General features: G+C 74.3%; 13 protein-coding genes and 1 riboswitch. Of the genes, 8 read left to right on the top strand and 5 right to left on the bottom strand.

The features are described 5' to 3' along the window. The first annotated feature begins 240 nt into the window (after positions 1 to 240). Both SNOUR_RS20895 and SNOUR_RS20890 read left to right on the top strand, forming a co-directional pair. A complete protein-coding gene (locus tag SNOUR_RS20895; protein ID WP_067349443.1) occupies positions 241 to 978 on the top strand; it encodes a DUF4097 family beta strand repeat-containing protein in 738 nt (245 codons plus the stop codon). Between the two features lie 115 nt (positions 979 to 1,093). After that, positions 1,094 to 2,359, top strand: a complete 1,266-nt coding sequence (locus SNOUR_RS20890; protein WP_079142805.1) for an MFS transporter — start codon at positions 1,094 to 1,096, stop codon at positions 2,357 to 2,359. A 92-nt stretch (positions 2,360 to 2,451) separates the two neighbouring features. On the opposite strand, the gene cobN is transcribed toward SNOUR_RS20890, so the two are convergent. Continuing rightward, the gene (gene cobN / locus SNOUR_RS20885) at positions 2,452 to 6,054 is read right to left on the bottom strand and encodes a cobaltochelatase subunit CobN (protein ID WP_067358571.1); all 3,603 of its coding nucleotides are present in this window, start codon (positions 6,052 to 6,054) and stop codon (positions 2,452 to 2,454) included. Positions 6,055 to 6,105: 51 nt separating this feature from the next. Continuing rightward, positions 6,106 to 6,203: riboswitch (cobalamin riboswitch) on the bottom strand. A gap of 121 nt (positions 6,204 to 6,324) precedes the next feature. Between cobN and cobG the strand changes: the two genes are divergently transcribed. From cobG to SNOUR_RS20870, 3 genes are read left to right on the top strand one after another with little or no spacing between them, the layout of a single operon-like run. Continuing rightward, positions 6,325 to 7,800 (top strand): precorrin-3B synthase, encoded by a 1,476-nt coding sequence (cobG, locus tag SNOUR_RS20880; protein WP_067349440.1) that lies wholly within the window; start codon positions 6,325 to 6,327, stop codon positions 7,798 to 7,800. Next, the gene (locus SNOUR_RS20875; RefSeq protein ID WP_039634914.1) at positions 7,797 to 8,429 is read left to right on the top strand and encodes a precorrin-8X methylmutase; all 633 of its coding nucleotides are present in this window, start codon (positions 7,797 to 7,799) and stop codon (positions 8,427 to 8,429) included. Before cobG ends, SNOUR_RS20875 begins: the two co-directional genes overlap by 4 nt. 2 nt (positions 8,430 to 8,431) lie before the next feature. After that, positions 8,432 to 9,994, top strand: coding sequence for a precorrin-2 C(20)-methyltransferase (locus tag SNOUR_RS20870; RefSeq protein ID WP_067349438.1), 1,563 nt, complete (start codon positions 8,432 to 8,434; stop codon positions 9,992 to 9,994). A gap of 11 nt (positions 9,995 to 10,005) precedes the next feature. Here the strand turns inward: SNOUR_RS20870 and SNOUR_RS20865 are convergent, their stop codons facing one another. Then, the gene (locus tag SNOUR_RS20865; RefSeq protein ID WP_067349436.1) at positions 10,006 to 10,776 is read right to left on the bottom strand and encodes a cobalt-precorrin-6A reductase; all 771 of its coding nucleotides are present in this window, start codon (positions 10,774 to 10,776) and stop codon (positions 10,006 to 10,008) included. Between the two features lie 17 nt (positions 10,777 to 10,793). Between SNOUR_RS20865 and SNOUR_RS20860 the strand changes: the two genes are divergently transcribed. Then, complete coding sequence (locus SNOUR_RS20860; RefSeq protein WP_067349433.1) at positions 10,794 to 11,960, top strand: cobalt-precorrin-5B (C(1))-methyltransferase; 1,167 nt, start codon at positions 10,794 to 10,796, stop codon at positions 11,958 to 11,960. Between the two features lie 86 nt (positions 11,961 to 12,046). On the opposite strand, the gene SNOUR_RS20855 is transcribed toward SNOUR_RS20860, so the two are convergent. The 3 genes from SNOUR_RS20855 to SNOUR_RS20845 all read right to left on the bottom strand — a co-directional run bounded on the left by SNOUR_RS20855 (position 12,047) and on the right by SNOUR_RS20845 (position 14,637). Next, entirely contained in the window at positions 12,047 to 12,400 is a 354-nt protein-coding gene (locus SNOUR_RS20855) for a hypothetical protein (RefSeq protein WP_229921562.1), read from the bottom strand. Between the two features lie 143 nt (positions 12,401 to 12,543). Beyond that, entirely contained in the window at positions 12,544 to 13,311 is a 768-nt protein-coding gene (cobM, locus tag SNOUR_RS20850; protein WP_067349427.1) for a precorrin-4 C(11)-methyltransferase, read from the bottom strand. 24 nt (positions 13,312 to 13,335) lie between these two features. Beyond that, the gene (locus SNOUR_RS20845) at positions 13,336 to 14,637 is read right to left on the bottom strand and encodes a bifunctional cobalt-precorrin-7 (C(5))-methyltransferase/cobalt-precorrin-6B (C(15))-methyltransferase (protein WP_067349426.1); all 1,302 of its coding nucleotides are present in this window, start codon (positions 14,635 to 14,637) and stop codon (positions 13,336 to 13,338) included. Positions 14,638 to 14,862: 225 nt separating this feature from the next. Here SNOUR_RS20845 and tsaD point away from each other — a divergent pair, with 225 nt between their 5' ends. Together tsaD and SNOUR_RS20835 are read left to right on the top strand one after the other, a co-directional pair. Beyond that, positions 14,863 to 15,936, top strand: coding sequence for a tRNA (adenosine(37)-N6)-threonylcarbamoyltransferase complex transferase subunit TsaD (gene tsaD, locus SNOUR_RS20840; protein WP_067349423.1), 1,074 nt, complete (start codon positions 14,863 to 14,865; stop codon positions 15,934 to 15,936). Positions 15,937 to 16,179: 243 nt separating this feature from the next. Continuing rightward, positions 16,180 to 17,193, top strand: a complete 1,014-nt coding sequence (locus SNOUR_RS20835; protein ID WP_067349421.1) for a cation diffusion facilitator family transporter — start codon at positions 16,180 to 16,182, stop codon at positions 17,191 to 17,193. Positions 17,194 to 17,251: the final 58 nt, after the last annotated feature.

Here is a 17,251-nt window from a genome sequence, read left to right as displayed (position 1 = left end):
ACACCGCAGGGGAACAGTCCCCCACCACTCAGCCTCGCACCGGCGCCCAGGGGCCGCACCCGGAGGCGCTCCCCCACCGGACCCGGGGGTTAGCCCCATGGTCCGGCGGGTGTCCGGGCCCCTAGAGTCGGTGGCCGTGGGCCCGGAGCGGGCGGCCGGCAGGCCGCGGCACGGGCCCGGACCACGGGGCGACGGGCACCTTCCCGGAGCCGTGAACAGACCGGATTCCAGGGGGATTTCATGCGCAGGCACGTCCGCTTCGTCGGGGCCGTGGCACTGGCCGGGGCCGGGGTACTGGGCCTCGGCGCGTGCGGGCTGGTGGTCGGCGAGACCTTCTCCGACGACGCCACGGTGTCGCAGAAGATCACGTCGGTGCGGGTGGACACGTCCAACGGCGGCGTGACGGTGCGCGGCGGCCAGGGCGGCGACGCGGTGAGCGTGCACCGCAAGGTCACCTACCGGGGCGACCGGCCGACGGGTCCCTCGCACCGGGTCGAGGGCGGGACCCTGGTGCTCGGCGGCTGCGGCGACGAGTGCTCGGTGACCTACACCGTGGACCTGCCCGGCACGGTCCCGGTGACCGGCGAGACCACCAACGGCGCGGTGAACCTGTCCAAGGTGGCCTCCGTGCGGTTGACCACCAGCAACGGGGAGATCGACCTGGACGGGGTGTCCGGCGCGGTGGACGTGCACACCTCCGACGGCGCGATCACCGGCAAGGGCCTGGCGGGCACCGGCATCAAGGCCGAGACCTCCAACGGCGCGATCGACCTCACCACGACGAAGCCGCAGGACGTCCGGGCGAGGACGACCAACGGCGCGGTCACGGTCACCGTGCCGGACGCCCGGTACCAGGTGTCCGCGGAGACCGACAACGGCGCGAAGAAGATCGGCGTCCACAACGACCCGGCCGGGCGGTACCGGCTCGATCTGAACACCAGCAACGGGGGGATCCGCGTCGGGACGACGGGCGGCTGAGCCCACCGGGCCCGTTCGCGAGGGGGCACCATCACGTCGGAAAGCCGCCGGACCGCGGAGTCGGCGGCTGCTGGACTGAGGGAGATCGCAACGGTCGCCTCTCAGGACGGACATCATGACGACCACCGGCAGCACCACGCCCACCGCCTCCCCGGGCCCGCACCGCACGACGGCCCCGCGGGACTCCGGGCCCGCCTCGCCCCCGGCGGGCCGTTCGCCGCTCAAGGGCCGGCTCGCCGTGCTCGCGGTGACCCTGGGCATCTTCACCATCGTCACCACCGAGATCCTGCCGATCGGGCTGCTCACCCGGATCGGGGCCGACTTCGGCGTCTCCGACGGCACGGCGGGGCTGATGATGACGCTCCCCGGCTTCCTCGCCGCGTGCGCCGCGCCGACGGTGACCCTGGCCACCGCCCGGATCGACCGGCGGCTGATGCTCTGCGCCCTCGTCGCCCTGCTGGCACTGGCGAACTTCCTCGCCGCGACCGCGCCGGTCTATGGGCTGGTGCTGCTGTCCCGGGTGCTGGTCGGCGTCGTCATCGGGGGGTTCTGGTCGATCGGGGTCGGGCTCGCCGAGCGGCTGGTGCCGGCGGAGTCGGTCGGCCGGGCCACCGCCGTGATCTTCTCCGCGGTGCCGCTGGGCTCGGTGATCGGGGTGCCCGCCGGGACCTTCCTCGGCGATCTGGCCGGCTGGCGGACCGCCTGCGCCGCGGTCGGTGCGCTGGCGGTGGCGGTGCTGGTGCTGACCGCCCTGGTGGTCCCGGCGCTGCCGGCGGTCCGCGCCACCGGCCCGGCGCTGCTGCGCCGTACCCTGCGCGGGGTGCACACCCGGTTCGCGCTGCTGATGACGTTTCTGATCGTGCTGGCGCACTTCGGCGCCTACACCTATGTGACGCCGTTCCTGGAACGGACCACCCATATCGCGACCGCCGGGACGGTCACGGCGTTCCTGCTGGTCTACGGCCTCGCGGGGGTGGTGGGGAACTTCGCCGGCGGTGCCGTGGTGGCGCGCCGACCGCGCCTCGTCTTCGGGGCCGCGGCCGGGTCGACGGCCCTCGCCACGCTGCTGCTGCCGGTCCTGGGCCGCGAGCCGGCCGGTGCGCTGGCGCTGCTGGTGGTCTGGGGCGTCGCGTACGGGGCGGTGCCGGTGGCCTCGCAGACCTGGTTCGCCAAGGCGGCTCCCGGTGCGCCGGAGGCGGCGTCGGTGCTGTTCACCGCGTCGTTCCAGGCGACGCTGTCGCTCGGCGCGCTGGCCGGCGGGATGGTGGTGGACCGGACGTCGCCCTCGGCGGTGATGACACTGGGCGGGGCGACCGCGGCCCTGGTGGTCCTGGCCGCGTGGCTGCACCGCGCCAAGCAGCCTTCCTGGCCGAGCAGTTGAGGGATCCCGGACCGGACCGGGCGGGGAGGCCGAGGCGGTGTTTCACGTGAAACACCGCCTCTCCTGACTCCTCTTCGCGGCGCCCGGTCCGCCTAGTCCTCGCCCTCCAGCTCGCCCTCGGTCTCCAGGAAGGCTTCGCGCAGCGCCGCCAGCGTCTCGGCGTCCGGCTTCTCCCACATACCGCGGGACTCCGCCTCCAGGAGGCGCTCGGCGATCCCGTGCAGCGCCCAGGGGTTGGCCTCCTGGAGGAACGCGCGGTTCTCCGGATCCAGGACGTAGGTCTGGGCGAGCTTGTCGTACATCCAGTCGGCGACGACCCCGGTGGTGGCGTCGTAGCCGAACAGGTAGTCCACGGTGGCGGCGAGTTCGAAGGCGCCCTTGTAACCGTGGCGGCGCATCGCCTCGATCCAGCGGGGGTTGACGACCCGGGCCCGGAAGACCCGGGAGGTCTCCTCCACCAGCGTTCTGGTGCGGACCGTCTCGGGACGGGTCGAGTCGCCGATGTACGCCTCGGGGGCCTTGCCCTTGAGCGCCTTGACGGTGGCGACCATCCCGCCGTGGTACTGGAAGTAGTCGTCGGAGTCGGCGATGTCGTGCTCGCGGGTGTCGGTGTTCTTGGCGGCCACCGCGATGCGCTTGTAGGCGGTCTCCATCTCCTCCCGGGCCGGGCGGCCCTCCAGCCCCCGCCCGTAGGCGTAGCCGCCCCAGACGGTGTAGACCTCGGCGAGGTCGGCGTCGGTGCGCCAGTCGCGGGAGTCGATGAGCTGGAGCAGTCCCGCGCCGTACGTGCCGGGACGGGAGCCGAAGATCCGGGTGGTGGCTCGGCGTTCGTCGCCGTGCGCGGCGAGGTCCGCCTGGGAGTGGGCCCGGACGAAGTTGCGGTCGGCCGGCTCGTCGAGCCCGGCGGCGAGCCGGACCGCGTCGTCGAGGAGGCCGATGACGTGCGGGAACGCGTCGCGGAAGAAACCGCTGATGCGCAGGGTGACATCGACGCGGGGGCGTCCCAACTCGTCGAGCGGGATGGCCTCCAGGCCCGTCACCCGGCGCGAGGCGTCGTCCCACACGGGGCGGACGCCCAGCAGCGCCAGCGCCTCCGCCACATCGTCGCCGGAGGTGCGCATCGCGCTGGTGCCCCACAGGGACAGGCCCACCGACTCCGGCCAGTCGCCGTTGTCGTCGCGGTAGCGGTCCAACAGCGAGTCGGCGAGCGCCTGACCGGTCTCCCAGGCGAGCCGCGACGGCACGGCCTTGGGGTCGACGGAGTAGAAGTTGCGACCGGTCGGCAGGACGTTGACCAGGCCGCGCAGCGGCGAGCCGGACGGGCCGGCGGGGACGAAGCCGCCGTTGAGGGCGTGCACCGCGTGGTCGAGTTCATCGGTGGTGGCGGCCAGCCGCGGGACGACCTGCCGGGCGGCGAAGTCGAGGATGTCGGCGACCGCGGCCGGGTGCCCGTCGGCGACCCGCGTCACCGCGGACGGGTCCCACGCCGCGTCCTCCATCGTCTGGACGAGCGTGCGGGCGAGGGCCTCGGCGTCGTCGGCGGCCGTCCGGGTCGCGGCCGACTCGTCCAGGCCCAGCGCCTCGCGCAGGCCGGGCAGCGCGGAGGTGCCGCCCCAGATCTGCCGGGCGCGCAGGATGGCCAGGACGAGGTTGACCCGGGCCTCGCCGACCGGGGCGGCGCCCAGCACGTGCAGGCCGTCGCGGATCTGCGCGTCCTTGACCTCGCAGAGCCAGCCGTCGACGTGGAGCAGGAAGTCGTCGAACCCGTCGTCGTCGGGGCGCTCTTCCAGGCCCAGGTCGTGGTCGAGCTTGGCGGCCTGGATCAGCGTCCAGATCTGCGCGCGGATGGCGGGCAGCTTGGCCGGGTCCATCGAGGAGATCGCGGCGTACTCGTCGAGCAGCTGCTCGAGGCGGGCGATGTCGCCGTAGGAGTCCGCGCGGGCCATCGGCGGGACGAGGTGGTCGACGAGGGTGGCGTGCACCCGGCGCTTGGCCTGGGTGCCCTCGCCCGGGTCGTTGACCAGGAACGGGTAGACGAGCGGCAGGTCGCCGAGGGCCGCGTCCGGGCCGCAGGCGGCGGAGAGTCCGGCGTTCTTGCCGGGCAGCCACTCCAGATTGCCGTGCTTGCCGAGGTGGACCATGGCGTCGGCGCCGAAGCCGCCGTCGGCGGCGGGCGTGGCGATCCAGCGGTAGGCCGCCAAGTAGTGGTGGGAGGGCGGCAGATCGGGGTCGTGGTAGATCGCGATCGGGTTCTCGCCGAAGCCGCGCGGCGGCTGGATGAGGATCAGCAGATTGCCGCGGCGCAGCGCGGCCAGCACGATGTCGCCCTCGGGGTTCCGGCTGCGGTCGAGGAACATCTCGCCCGGCGGCGGGCCCCAGTGCTCCTCGACGGACTCGCGGAGCTCCTGCGGCAGCGTGCCGTACCAGCGGCGGTAGTCGGCGGCCGGGATCCGGACCGGGTTGCGGGCCAGCTGTTCCTCGGTCAGCCACTCCTGATCGTGGCCGCCGGCCTCGATCAGGGCGTAGATCAGCTCGTCGCCGTCGCCGGACTCCAGGCCGGGCACCGGCTCCGCGCCGAAGTCGTAGCCCTCGGACCGGAGGCGGCGCAGCAGCTCGACGGCGCTGGCCGGGGTGTCCAGGCCGACCGCGTTGCCGATCCGGGAGTGCTTGGTGGGGTACGCGGAGAGCACCAGCGCCAGCCGCTTCTCGGCGGCCGGGATGTGCCGCAGCCGGGCGTGCCGGACGGCGATACCGGCGACCCGGGCGGCCCGCTCGGCGTCGGCGACGTAGACCGGGAGCCCGTCCTCGTCGACCTCCTTGAACGAGAACGGCACGGTGATCAGCCGCCCGTCGAACTCGGGCACGGCGATCTGCGAGGCGGCGTCGAGCGGGGAGACGCCCTCGTCGTTCTCCTCCCAGGCGGCCCGCGATCCGGTCAGGCAGAGCGCCTGGAGGACCGGCACGTCCAAACCGGCCAGCGCACCCGCGTCCCAGGACTCGTCGTCCCCGCCCGCGGACGCCTCGGCGGGCTTGGTGCCGCCCGCGGCCAGCACGGTGGTGACGATGGCGTCGGCCGCGCGCAGCTCCTCGATCAGCTCCGACTCGGGAGCCCGCAGCGAAGCGACGTACAGCGGCAGCGGACGGCCGCCGGCGCGCTCGATCTGGTCGCACAGGTCGTGGACGAAGCGGGTGTTGCCGCTCATGTGGTGGGCGCGGTAGTAGAGCACGGCCACCGTCGGACCGGTCACCTCCGCCGCGGTGCGCTCCAGCGGCCCCCAGGACGGCGCGGCCGCGGGCGGCTCGAAGCCGTGGCCGGTGAGCAGCACGGTGTCGCTGAGGAAGCGGGCCAGCTGCTCCAGGTTGGCCGGGCCGCCGTGCGCGAGGTAGGCGTGCGCCTCGGCCGCGATGCCGACCGGGACCGTGGAGGCTTCCATCAGCTGGGCGTCGGGGGCCTGTTCGCCGGTGAGCACGACGACCGGGCGGTGCTGGTCCGCGGCCAGCAGCACGTCCAGGCCCTCCTGCCAGGCGCGCAGGCCGCCGAGCAGGCGGACGACGACGAGATCGGCGCCGTCCAGGAGTCCGGGCAGTTCGGCGACGTCGAGGCGGGAGGGGTTGGCGAGCCGGTACGGCACGGGGCCGGTGGCGGCGCGGGCGCTGAGCAGATCGGTGTCGGAGGTCGACAGCAGCAGGATCACGGCGCGGCCCTTCCTCGGGGTGTCCACGCCCCGGGTGGTCGTATCGACGGCGGGAGTTCCTGGCTCACCCGGCGGTTGCCGGGTTCACAGTGGCGGGACCGCGCCGGATTCTCACCGGGCTTCCTCCCTTGACGCCGTCGCTGGCGTCCGGCGGGTCAGCCGACCCGCCGACCTGCATAGTAAGGGCTGCGGCCGGGCTGCGGGAGCGGGCCTTTCGGAGCCGCCCTCCACGACCCCCTCGCCCCGGTTCCGGCATCCACCGACGTAGGTATGCTCGCCGCCATGCCGCCCTCCCCCACACCACGCCCCGACCGGGCCGGACCGCCCGTACGGGACCGCGGTGACGCCTGCCCGGGAGCGCTGCGGCTGCACTCCGCCGCCGACGGGCAACTGGCCCGAGTGCGGCTGCCCGCAGGGGACTTGACGGTGCGCCAGGCGAGCGCGCTGGGGGCCGCCGCGGAGCGGCTCGGCGACGGCCACCTCTCGCTCACCTCCCGCGGAAACGTCGAACTCCGCGGCCTGCCCGACGACTGCGGCCACCGGCTCGCCGACCTCCTCGCCGACGCCGGGCTGCTGCCGTCCGTACGCCATGAGCGGATCCGCAACGTGCTGGCGTCCCCGCTGGCCGGACTGGACCGGCACACCCCCTCCGACGTGCGGTTGTGGGCCCGGAGCCTGGACGCGCTGCTGTGCGCGAGCGAGCCGGCGACGGCGCTCTCGGGCCGCTTCCTGTTCGTCCTCGACGACGGACGGGGCGATGTAGCGGGCCTCGGCGGCGATGTGAGCTTGCTCGCAGAATCGGGCCGACGGGCCCCGGAGCACACCTCGTACCCGCCGGGGTCCGCTTCCGGGTACGGGGCGCTGCTCCGGGTCGGCGACGACCGGGCGGCGCTGCGGATCGCGGCGGACGACGTCCCGCGGGCGGCGCTGACCGCCGCCGAGTGCTTCCTGGCCGCCGCCGCGGAGCGCGGCGACGGCGCCTGGCGGGTCCGTGAACTTCCCGCCGCACGGCCGCTGACCGCCCGGGAGGTGGGGGACGCGCTGCGGGCCGTGGGCATCGCCGCGGAGTACACCGACGCGGTCGGACCGCACCCGGCCGCGCCGTACGCCGATGCCACCGAGCCCGGTCCGGTCGAGGGGTCCGACGGCCGTCGCGCCCTCGTGGTGCTGGCGCCGCTCGGTCGGCTGTCCGTGGCCCAGTGGCGGCTGCTGACCGGGATCGCCGCCGACGACGGCTCCGGCGCACTGCGTCTGACGCCCTGGCGCGGCATCGTCGTCCCCGGTCTGTCCGCCGCCGCGGCGGACCGGCGGCTGCGTGACCTGGCCACCGCCGGACTGATCACCGACCCGGCCTCCCCCTGGCGGCGGGTCACCGCCTGCACGGGCCTGCCCGGCTGCGCCAAGTCCCGCACGGACGTGCGCGGCGATGCGGCGACCGCGCTCGCCGGGGGCGGATCCGTCCCGGCAGACGGCTCCGTGCCGGCAGACGGCTCCGGCATGCCCGTCGGGCTGCCCGTCCACTGGTCGGGCTGCGAGCGGCGCTGCGGGCATCCGCACGGCGCCTGGGTCGATGTGCTGGCGTCGCCCGACGGCTATCGGACCACCGCCGTCCTCCCCAAGTCCCCTGCCCCGCCGCCGGTTTCACGTGAAACGACCGAACCGGCCCTGGTTTCACGTGAAACACCGGCGGCGTCGTACAGCGCTCCTCCTTCCACCCCTCCACCCACCACCCCGAGGCCCCAGTGACCGCGTTCGACTATGAAAAGGACGGGGCGGCGATCTACCGCCAGTCCTTCGCCACCATCCGCGCCGAGGCGGACCTCTCCGGACTGCCGGCCGATGTCAGCCGGGTCGCGGTCCGGATGATCCACGCCTGCGGCATGGTCGACCTCGTCCGCGATCTGGCCTTCACCCCGGGGGTCGTGGCCAGCGCCCGCGCCGCACTGCGCGCCGGTGCGCCCATCCTGTGCGACGCCACCATGGTGGCCAGCGGTGTGACCCGTAAGCGGCTGCCTGCGGACAACGAGGTGCTGTGCACCCTCGGCGACCCGTCCGTCCCGGAGTTGGCCGCCCGGATGGGCACCACGCGCAGCGCCGCGGCCCTCGAACTGTGGCGGGACCGGATGGAGGGCGCCGTGGTCGCCTTCGGCAACGCCCCCACCGCCCTCTTCCGGTTCCTGGAAATGATCGAGGAAGGGGCGCCGCGCCCGGCCGCCGTCCTCGGCATCCCGGTCGGCTTCATCGGTGCGGCCGAGTCCAAGGACGCGCTGATCGACCACACGTCGAAGCTGGATCACATCGTGGTGCGCGGGCGGCGCGGCGGCAGTGCCATGGCCGCGGCCGCGATCAACGCCCTGGCGAGCGAGGAAGAGTAGGCGTGAGCGAGCAGCAGGTCAGCAACGGCACGGCGGACCAGCCGGCCCAGTCCCCGGAGCGGCCCACCGGTCGCCTCTACGGCGTCGGGCTCGGCCCCGGCGACCCGTCCCTGATGACCGTGCGGGCGGTGGAGGTCATCGCCGAGGCCGATGTGGTGGCGTACCACAGCGCCCGGCACGGACGCTCCATCGCGCGCTCCATCGCCGCCCGGCACATCCGTCCGGACCACCTCGAAGAGGCCCTGGTCTACCCCGTCACCACCGAGTCGACCGACCATCCCGGCGGCTACCGCGGGGCGCTGGACGAGTTCTACGAGAAGGCCGCGGCACGGCTCGCCACCCACCTCGACGCCGGCCGCACCGTCGCCGTGATCTCCGAGGGCGACCCGTTCTTCTACGGCTCGTACCAGCACATGCACAAGCGGCTGGCCCACCGCTACCCGACCGAGGTGATCCCCGGCGTCACCTCCATCAGCGCCGCCGCGGCCCGCCTGGGCACCCCGCTCACCGAGGCCGACGAGGTGCTGACCGTCCTCCCGGGCACCCTGCCCGAGGAGGAGCTGACGGCCCGTCTGAGCGCCGCCGACTCCGCGGTCGTGATGAAGTTGGGCCGCACCTTCCCCAGCGTCCGCCGCGCCCTGGAGCGCTCCGGCCGGATGCCGGAGGCCCGCTATGTCGAGCGCGCCACCATGGCCGGGGAACGGACCGGCGCGCTGGCCGACGTCGCCGCCGACACCGTCCCCTACTTCTCCGTCGCGGTCGTGCCCAGCCGCATAGCCGCCGTCGGCGAGGAGCCCGAGCCGGCCGCCGCGGAGCGCGGTGAGGTGGTCGTGGTCGGCACCGGACCGGCCGGTCCGCGCTGGCTCACCCCGGAGTCCCGCGGTGCGCTCGCCGCCGCCGACGACCTGGTCGGCTACACCACGTACCTGGACCGCGTCCCGGTGCGCCCGGGCCAGCGCCGGCACCCGTCCGACAACAAGGTGGAGTCCGAGCGCGCCGAGTTCGCCCTGGACCTGGCCCGCCGCGGTCGCCGGGTCGCCGTCGTCTCCGGCGGTGACCCCGGCGTCTTCGCCATGGCCACCGCGGTCCTCGAAGTGGCGTCCGAGGAGCCCTACCGCGGCGTCCCGGTGCGGGTGCTGCCCGGCGTCACGGCCGCCAATGCCGCCGCCGCCCGCGCCGGTGCGCCCCTGGGCCACGACTACGCGGTGATCTCGCTCTCCGACCGGCTCAAGCCCTGGGAGGTGATCGCCGAACGGCTGCGCGCGGCGGCCTCCGCCGATCTGGCACTGGCGCTCTACAACCCCGGCTCCCGCAGCCGCACCTGGCAGGTCGCCAAGGCCCGGGACGTCCTGCTGGAGCACCATGCGCCGGACACCCCGATCATCCTCGCCCGCGACATCGGCGGCCCCGAGGAGTCGCTCCGCACCGTCCCGCTCGCCGAGCTCGATCCCACCCAGGTGGACATGCGCACGATCCTGCTCGTCGGCTCGTCGCAGACCCGGCGGGTGCGGCGCGACAACGGCACGGAGGTCGTCTGGACGCCGCGGAGGTACCCGGAGCGCTGACCGCCGGGCGTTCAGCCGAGGAGCGCCCGCACCCAGTCGACCGCCGCGTCCGGCTCGGCGGCCACCGGCACGCCCTCCGGGACGGCCGGCCGCTGGACGACGACCACCGGCACCCCGGCCTCCCGCGCGGCGGCCAGCTTGGGGGCGGTCGCCGCGGCGCCGCTGTCCTTCGTCACCAGGACGTCGATGCGGTGGCGGCGCAGCAGTTCCCGTTCCCCGTCGAGGGTGAACGGGCCGCGATCCAGGACGGTCGTCATCCGCGGCGGGTGCGGAGGCTCGGGTGCGTCCACCGAGCGGACCAGGAACCACAGGTCCGTGAGGTGGGCGAAGTGGGCGAGGCCCATCCGGCCGGTGGTGAGGAAGACCCGGCCGCCGAGGGCGGGGAGAGCGGCGGCGGCCTCGGCGAGGGAGGGAACCGGGTGCCAGACATCGCCGGGTTGCGCGCCCCAGCCGGGGCGTCGGAGCGCCAGCAGGGGAACATGGGTGGTGACGGCGGCCCGGGCCGCGTTGAAACTGATCGTGCCGGCGAAAGGATGGGTGGCGTCGATGAGCGCGTCCACCGCGTGCGCGCGCAGCCAGCGCGCGAGGCCCTCGGGGCCGCCGAACCCGCCGATGCGCACCTCCCCGGCGGGCAGCCGCGGCGCCGCCACCCGGCCGGCCAGCGAGGTCGTCACCCGCACCCCCGGCTCCGCTTCCAGGGCCGCGGCCAATCGGCGGGCCTCCGTGGTGCCGCCGAGGATCAGCACATGGCGGACGCGGGCGTGGACGGGTGAAGAGGGCATGGGCGGCGGGTTCCTCCGTGGGTGAAACGCAACCGAAGGGTACGGGAGGGCGGAGCGCACAGCTCGCGCACACCGGGCTGCGGCACGGGTGGACGACCGGGGCATGCGCCACGGCGGCCAGTTCGGCGGCGTACGCGGCGCTCCTGGGCGGGGAGTTCCCGGACCCGGTGACGATCACGCTGCCCAAGGGGCAGACGCCGTCCTTCGCACTGGCGGTGGAAGAGCTGACCGCCGCCGGGGCGGGACCGGCCACCGCCATGGCCGGGGTGGTGAAGGACGCCGGGGACGATCCCGATGTGACGCACGGGGCGTTGGTGCGGGCCACGGTGCGGCTGCTGCCGGCCGGGAGCGGGGTGGTCTTCCGGGCGGGCCCCGGCGTGGGCACGGTCACCCGTCCCGGACTGCCTCTCGACGTCGGTGAGCCCGCCATCAATCCCGTACCGCGGCAGATGATCCGGGAGCATCTGGCGCGCGTCGCGGAGGCATACGGAGGCGGCGGATCGACCGCGGACGTCGAGGTCGAGATCTCCGTCGATCACGGCGAGGAGATCGCGCGCAGCACCTGGAATCCGCGGCTCGGCATCCTCGGCGGGTTGTCGATCCTGGGGACGACCGGGATCGTCGTGCCGTACTCCTGCTCGGCGTGGATCGACTCGATCCGGCGCGGGGTGGACGTGGCGCGCGCGGCCGGCCGGCGGCATGTCGCCGGATGCACCGGTTCGACGTCGGAGAAGGTCGCCGTCGCCCTGCACCACCTGCCGGAGGACGCCCTGCTGGACATGGGCGACTTCGCCGGAGCGGTGCTCAAGTACATCCGCCGCCATCCCGTGGACCGGCTGACGATCTGCGGCGGCTTCGCCAAGCTGTCCAAACTGGCCGCCGGGCATCTGGATCTGCACTCGGCCCGGTCCCAGGTGGACAAGGGGTTCCTCGCCGAACTGGCCCGACAGGGCGGCGCCGACGAGGCGCTGGCGGCGGCGGTGGCCGAGGCCAACACCGGCCTCGCCGCGCTCCAGTTGTGCGCGGCGGCCGGCGTTCCGCTCGGCGACCTGGTGGCGGCCACGGCACGGGACGCGTCACTGGCCGTGCTGCGGGGCGCACCGGTCGCGGTCGATGTCATCTGTATCGACCGGGCGGGGCTGGTGGTCGGTCGGGCGGAGCCGCACGGGCCGGACACGACCTAGCGCGACCGGCGCCGGATGTTTCACGTGAAACGCGCCCCGGCCTCACGACCGGGATCCGACGCCCTGCCGAGCGACCCCTCGTCACCTCACATCCGCGGCAGCATCTCTCCGCGGCTCATACCCTCCTCACGGCCCATGCCGTCCATACGGTCCTCCTCGGCGCGGGCCGTCGCGGACCGGTGGTGCTCACTGCGGTCCTCGCGGGCCATCGCCTCGCGGCGCTGCGCCTCGCGAGCCTCCTTCACCCGGTCCCGCAGACAGGTGTCGTCACCGCCGGTCAGCGCGCCCAGCGCGCTGCCCAGGGCGCAGGCGGCCATCTTGACGGGGCTGTCCTTCGAGCGGCGCGGGGTGTCCTTGCCGCTGGCGCTGGCAACGGTGCTGCCGGTGAGGGTCAGCACAGTCGCGGCAACGACCGCGGTGGCGGCCATTCTGGTACGCATCGTGGCATGCTCCTTCGCATCGACCCCCCTGCGGTGTCGCAGCTTCCTTACCGACCTCCGGGATCATAAAAACGGACTTTCACCCCGATGCGGTCATACAATTCAGCCGAACAGGCCCGGTCCGACGCGCCGCTGACGCTCCCTCACGCACCGCCGTCGCAGGGCGCGTGCGGGCGCTCGCGCTCCGGCGAGTAGAGGTGGCTGTCGCGGAACTGCTCGGCCCCCAGCGTGCGGCCGACCATGATCACCGCGGTCCGGACCACGCCCGCGGCCTTCACCTGGCCGGCGATGTCGCCCAGCGTGCCGCGCAGCACGAGTTCGTCGGGGCGGGAGGCCATCGCGACGACGGCGGCCGGGCAATCGGCGCCGTAGTGCGGCAGGAGTTCGTCGACGACCCGGTCCACGTACATCGCGGCGAGGTGCAGCACCAGCAGTGCGCCGCTGCGCCCGAGCGTGGCCAGGTCCTCGCCGTCGGGCATGGGCGTGGCGCGCTGGGAGACGCGGGTGAGGATGACGGTCTGACCGACGGTGGGCACCGTCAGTTCGCGCTTGAGGGCGGCGGCCGCCGCGGCGAACGCGGGCACGCCCGGCACGACCTCGTACGGCACCCCCGCGGCGTCCAGGCGGCGCATCTGCTCGGCCACCGCGCTGAAGACGGAAGGGTCGCCGGAGTGCAGCCGGGCGACGTCCTGCCCCTCCTCGTGCGCCCGGATCATCTCCGCCGTGATCGCGTCCAGATCCAGCTGCGCGGTGTCGATCAGTCGGGCCCCCGGCGGACACTCGGCGAGCAGTTCGCGCGGCACCAGGCTGCCGGCGTAGAGGCACACCCCGCAGGCCGCGAGGGTGCGGGCGCCGCGCAGGGTGATCAGGTCGGCGGCGCCGGGGCCCGCACCGATGAAGTGGACGGTCATGACTGTCGGTCTCCTGGGGAGGGGTTACGAGGGGTCCTGGGAGCGGGACGGCGCGGCGGTCCGCTGCGGGCCCGGCTCCGGTGCTCCGGGCCGCGGGGGCTTCACCGCCGACCACTGGGTGACCGGCATCGCCTGCCGCCAGCCCGTGAAGCCGCCGACCGGCACGGCATGGGCCACCGCGAGCCGCACCAGTTCGCCGCCGTGCCGCCGGTACCACTGGGTCAGCAGCGCCTCGGACTCCAGCGTCACGGTGTTCGCGACGATCCGGCCCCCCGGGGGCAGTGCGTCCCAGCAGGCGTCCAGCAGGCCCGGCGCGGTCAGGCCGCCGCCGATGAACACCGCGTCCGGAGTGGGCAGCCCGGCCAGCGCGGCGGGCGCTGCGCCGTGCACCACGCGCAGCGCCGGCACGCCGAGCGCCCGCGCGTTGCGGCCGATCCGCGCCGCCCGGTCGGCATCCCGCTCGACGCCGACCGCCCGGCAGGTGCGGTGCGCGCGCAGCCATTCGACGGCGATGGAGCCGGATCCGCCGCCGACGTCCCAGAGGAGTTCGCCGGGCGCGGGGGCCAGCGCGGCCAGGGTGGCGGCCCGGACATGACGCTTGGTCAGCTGGCCGTCGTGTTCGTAGGCGTCATCGGGGAGGCCGGGCACGACCGGCAGCCGCGGGACGTCGGGCTCCCGCACGCAGTCCAGCGCGACCACGTTGAGCGGATCGCCGGCGGGCGCGTCCCACCCCGTCGCGGTGCCCTCGACCAACTGCTCACGCGCGCCGCCGAGTTGCTCCAGTACGCGCATCCGGGTCGGCCCGAAGCCCCGCTCCCGCAGCAGCGCCGCGACCTCGCCCGGCGTCCCGGCCCCGGCCGACAGCACCAGCACCCGCCGCCCGTCGTGCAGCACCCGCACCAGGTTCTCCGCGGGCCGCCCGACGAGCGTGACGACCTCGGTGTCCTCCACCGCCCAGCCCAACCGGGCACAGGCGTACGCCACGGACGAGGGGTGCGGCAGCACCCGCAGCGGCCGCCGCACCGCGGCGTCCTCCGCCATCACCTCGGTCAGCGTCCGCCCGATGCCGTAGAACATCGGGTCCCCGCTGGCCAGCACGCAGACCCGGCGCCCGGCATGCGCGGCGAGCAGCCCGGACACGGCCGGCCGCAACGGGGAGGGCCATGGCACCCGCTCCCCCGCGCACTCCGCGGGCAGCAGCGCCAACTGCCGTGCCCCGCCGAGCAGCACCTCGGCCGCCGCCAGCTCCCGGCGCGCGGCCGGCGACAGCCCGTCCCAGCCCTCGGCCCCGATACCTACGACGAAGAGCGGAAGCGGGGCAGTCACGGCGGGGCACCTCGGGGCGCGAAGGGACGGGACGGGGGTCGGGGATCGTCCGGGGGGACGGGTGCCGAACTCTACTGACCGGCCGGGCGGTCCCGGCTTCCGGGGAGGGGCCGCATGCCCCGGCACCTCCCGGTGCCGGGGCATGCGGCCCTTCTTGCACATTGTTTGCAATTACTTGCTATTACTGTCCGGGGCACGAAACGCGGCGCGGAAGGAGTGCGGTCCATGGGCTCGCCGGTGGTGCTGGGCATCGAGTCGTCGTGCGACGAGACGGGCGCCGGCCTGGTGCGGGACGGGCGGCTGCTCGGGCACGCCGTCGCGTCGAGCATGGCGGAGCACGCGCGGTTCGGCGGGGTGGTGCCGGAGATCGCCGCCCGGGCGCATGTGCACGCGCTGACGCCCGTGGTGCACAGCGCCCTGGCCGATGCGGGGCTGCGGGCGTCCGACATCGGCGCGGTGGCGGTGACCACCGGACCGGGGCTGTCCGGCGCGCTCCAGGTGGGCCTGGCCGGCGCCAAGGGGCTGGCCTATGCGCTAGGCGTGCCGCTGTACGGCGTCCATCACCTGGCCGGACACGTCGCCGCCGACACCCTCGCGCACGGTCCGCTGCCCGACCCCTGCGTGGTGCTGATCGTCTCCGGCGGGCACACCTCGCTGCTGCTCGTCCGTGATCTGGCCCGTGACCCGATCGCACACCTCGGCGACACCCTGGACGACGCCGCAGGAGAGTGCTTCGACAAGGTCGCGCGGGTCTTCGGGCTGCCGTACCCCGGCGGCCCGGCCATCGACCGGACAGCGCGCGAGGGGGATCCGCGCGCTGTCCACTTTCCCCGCCCGCTCACCGCGGGCCCGCCCGAGAAGCGGTTCGCCTTCTCCTTCTCGGGGCTGAAGACGGCGGCGGCGCGCTGGGTCGAGAGCCATCACGCCGCGGGCCGTCCGCTGCCGGTCGCCGACGGTGCCGCCGCGCTCCAGGAGGCGGTCGCCGACGTGTTGACCCGCAAGGCGGTCGCCGCCTGCACCGAGCACGGCGTCGGGACGCTGGTGGTGGTCGGCGGCGTGGCGGCCAACTCCCGGGTGCGCTACCTGGCCGAGGAGCGCTGTGCCGCGGCCGGCATCACCCTGCGGGTCCCCCCGCTGCGGCTGTGCACGGACAACGGCGCGATGATCGCGGCCGTGGGCGACCTACTCGTCCGGGCCGGGGCCGCGCCCGCCCCGCTCGACGTCTCCATCGACCCGTCGGCGCCGCTGGAGTACGCGGCGCTGCATCCGGTCGCGGCGGGCCCCGCGCAGGCCGCCTGAGGGCGGCGACCCCCGCGGCCTCGCTTCCCGGGCAACCGGTCGTTTCACGTGAAACGACCGACGGACGCCCTTCCGGCCGGATCGTTCCACTCCGCCCGCCCTTTTCTCCCGCACCGCTCTGACCAGGCACGATAGGCCGTTTGACGGTAATGACAACGGTCACCGGTGCAGCCTTTGGATCTTTTGCCGAAGTGCGGTTTGCTTCGCTGCGAGGAGCAAGGTGGAGCCAGGAAGGAGCGCGCCATGACCGAGCACGCCCACAGTGGGCACAGCCACGCGCACGGCCACACCCATGGTGTGTCCCCGGACGCCGATCGGCGCTGGCTGCGGGCCGCGCTCATCCTGCTGACCGCCTACATGGCGGTCGAGGTGGTCATCGGTGTGCTGGCGCAGTCACTGGCACTGATCTCGGACGCCGCCCACATGCTCACCGACGCGGTCTCGATCGTGCTGGCCCTGGTCGCGATGCGGCTGGCCGCCAAGCCCGCGCGGGGCGGCTACACCTACGGCCTCAAGCGCGCCGAGATCCTCTCCGCCCAGGCCAACGGCATCACCCTGCTCGTGCTCTCCGTCTGGCTGGCCTACGAGGCCGTCCAACGGCTGATCTCGCCACCCGAGGTCACCGGCGGGCTGGTGGTGATCACCGCGCTGTCCGGCGTGGTGATCAACCTGATCTGCACCTGGTTCCTGTCCAAGGCCAACCGCTCCAGCCTGAACATCGAGGGGGCCTACCAGCACATCCTCACCGATCTGTTCGGCTTCATCGCCACCGCGATCTCCGGTCTGATCGTGCTGACCACGGGGTTCCAGCGGGCCGACGCGATCGCCTCGCTCGTCGTCGTCGCGCTGATGCTGAAGGCCGGTACGGGGCTGGTACGGGAGTCCGGGCGGATCTTCATGGAGGCCGCCCCGGCCGGGATCGACCCGGACGCGCTGGGCGATCACCTGGTCGCCGCCGACCAGGTCGTCGAGGTGCACGACCTGCACATCTGGCAGATCACCTCCGGTCAGCCCGCGCTGTCCGCGCACATCCTGGTCGCGCCGGGCGGCGACTGCCACAAGGTCCGCCGCAACCTCCACGAGCTGCTGCGCACCGAGTACGGCATCACCCACGCCACCCTCCAGGTCGACCACCTCGGCGAACAGGACGACGAGCTGCTGACCCTGAGTCCGGGGCCCCGGCCCGAGCAGCCCTCCGGCAGCCACTGCGACGACTCCCACGGCCCCGTCCACCGTCCGGGACCGCACCGGCACTGAGCCACCCGCCGTCACGGGTCCACCCGCACTCGGGTGAACCCCGCCCCCGGGCACGGCC

It is taken from the genome of Streptomyces noursei ATCC 11455, from assembly GCF_001704275.1.
In the GTDB taxonomy this organism is placed as follows: Bacteria; Actinomycetota; Actinomycetes; order Streptomycetales; family Streptomycetaceae; genus Streptomyces; species Streptomyces noursei.
Note: the sequence above shows the minus strand (reverse complement) of the source record. Positions and strands in the feature narration are given on the sequence as shown.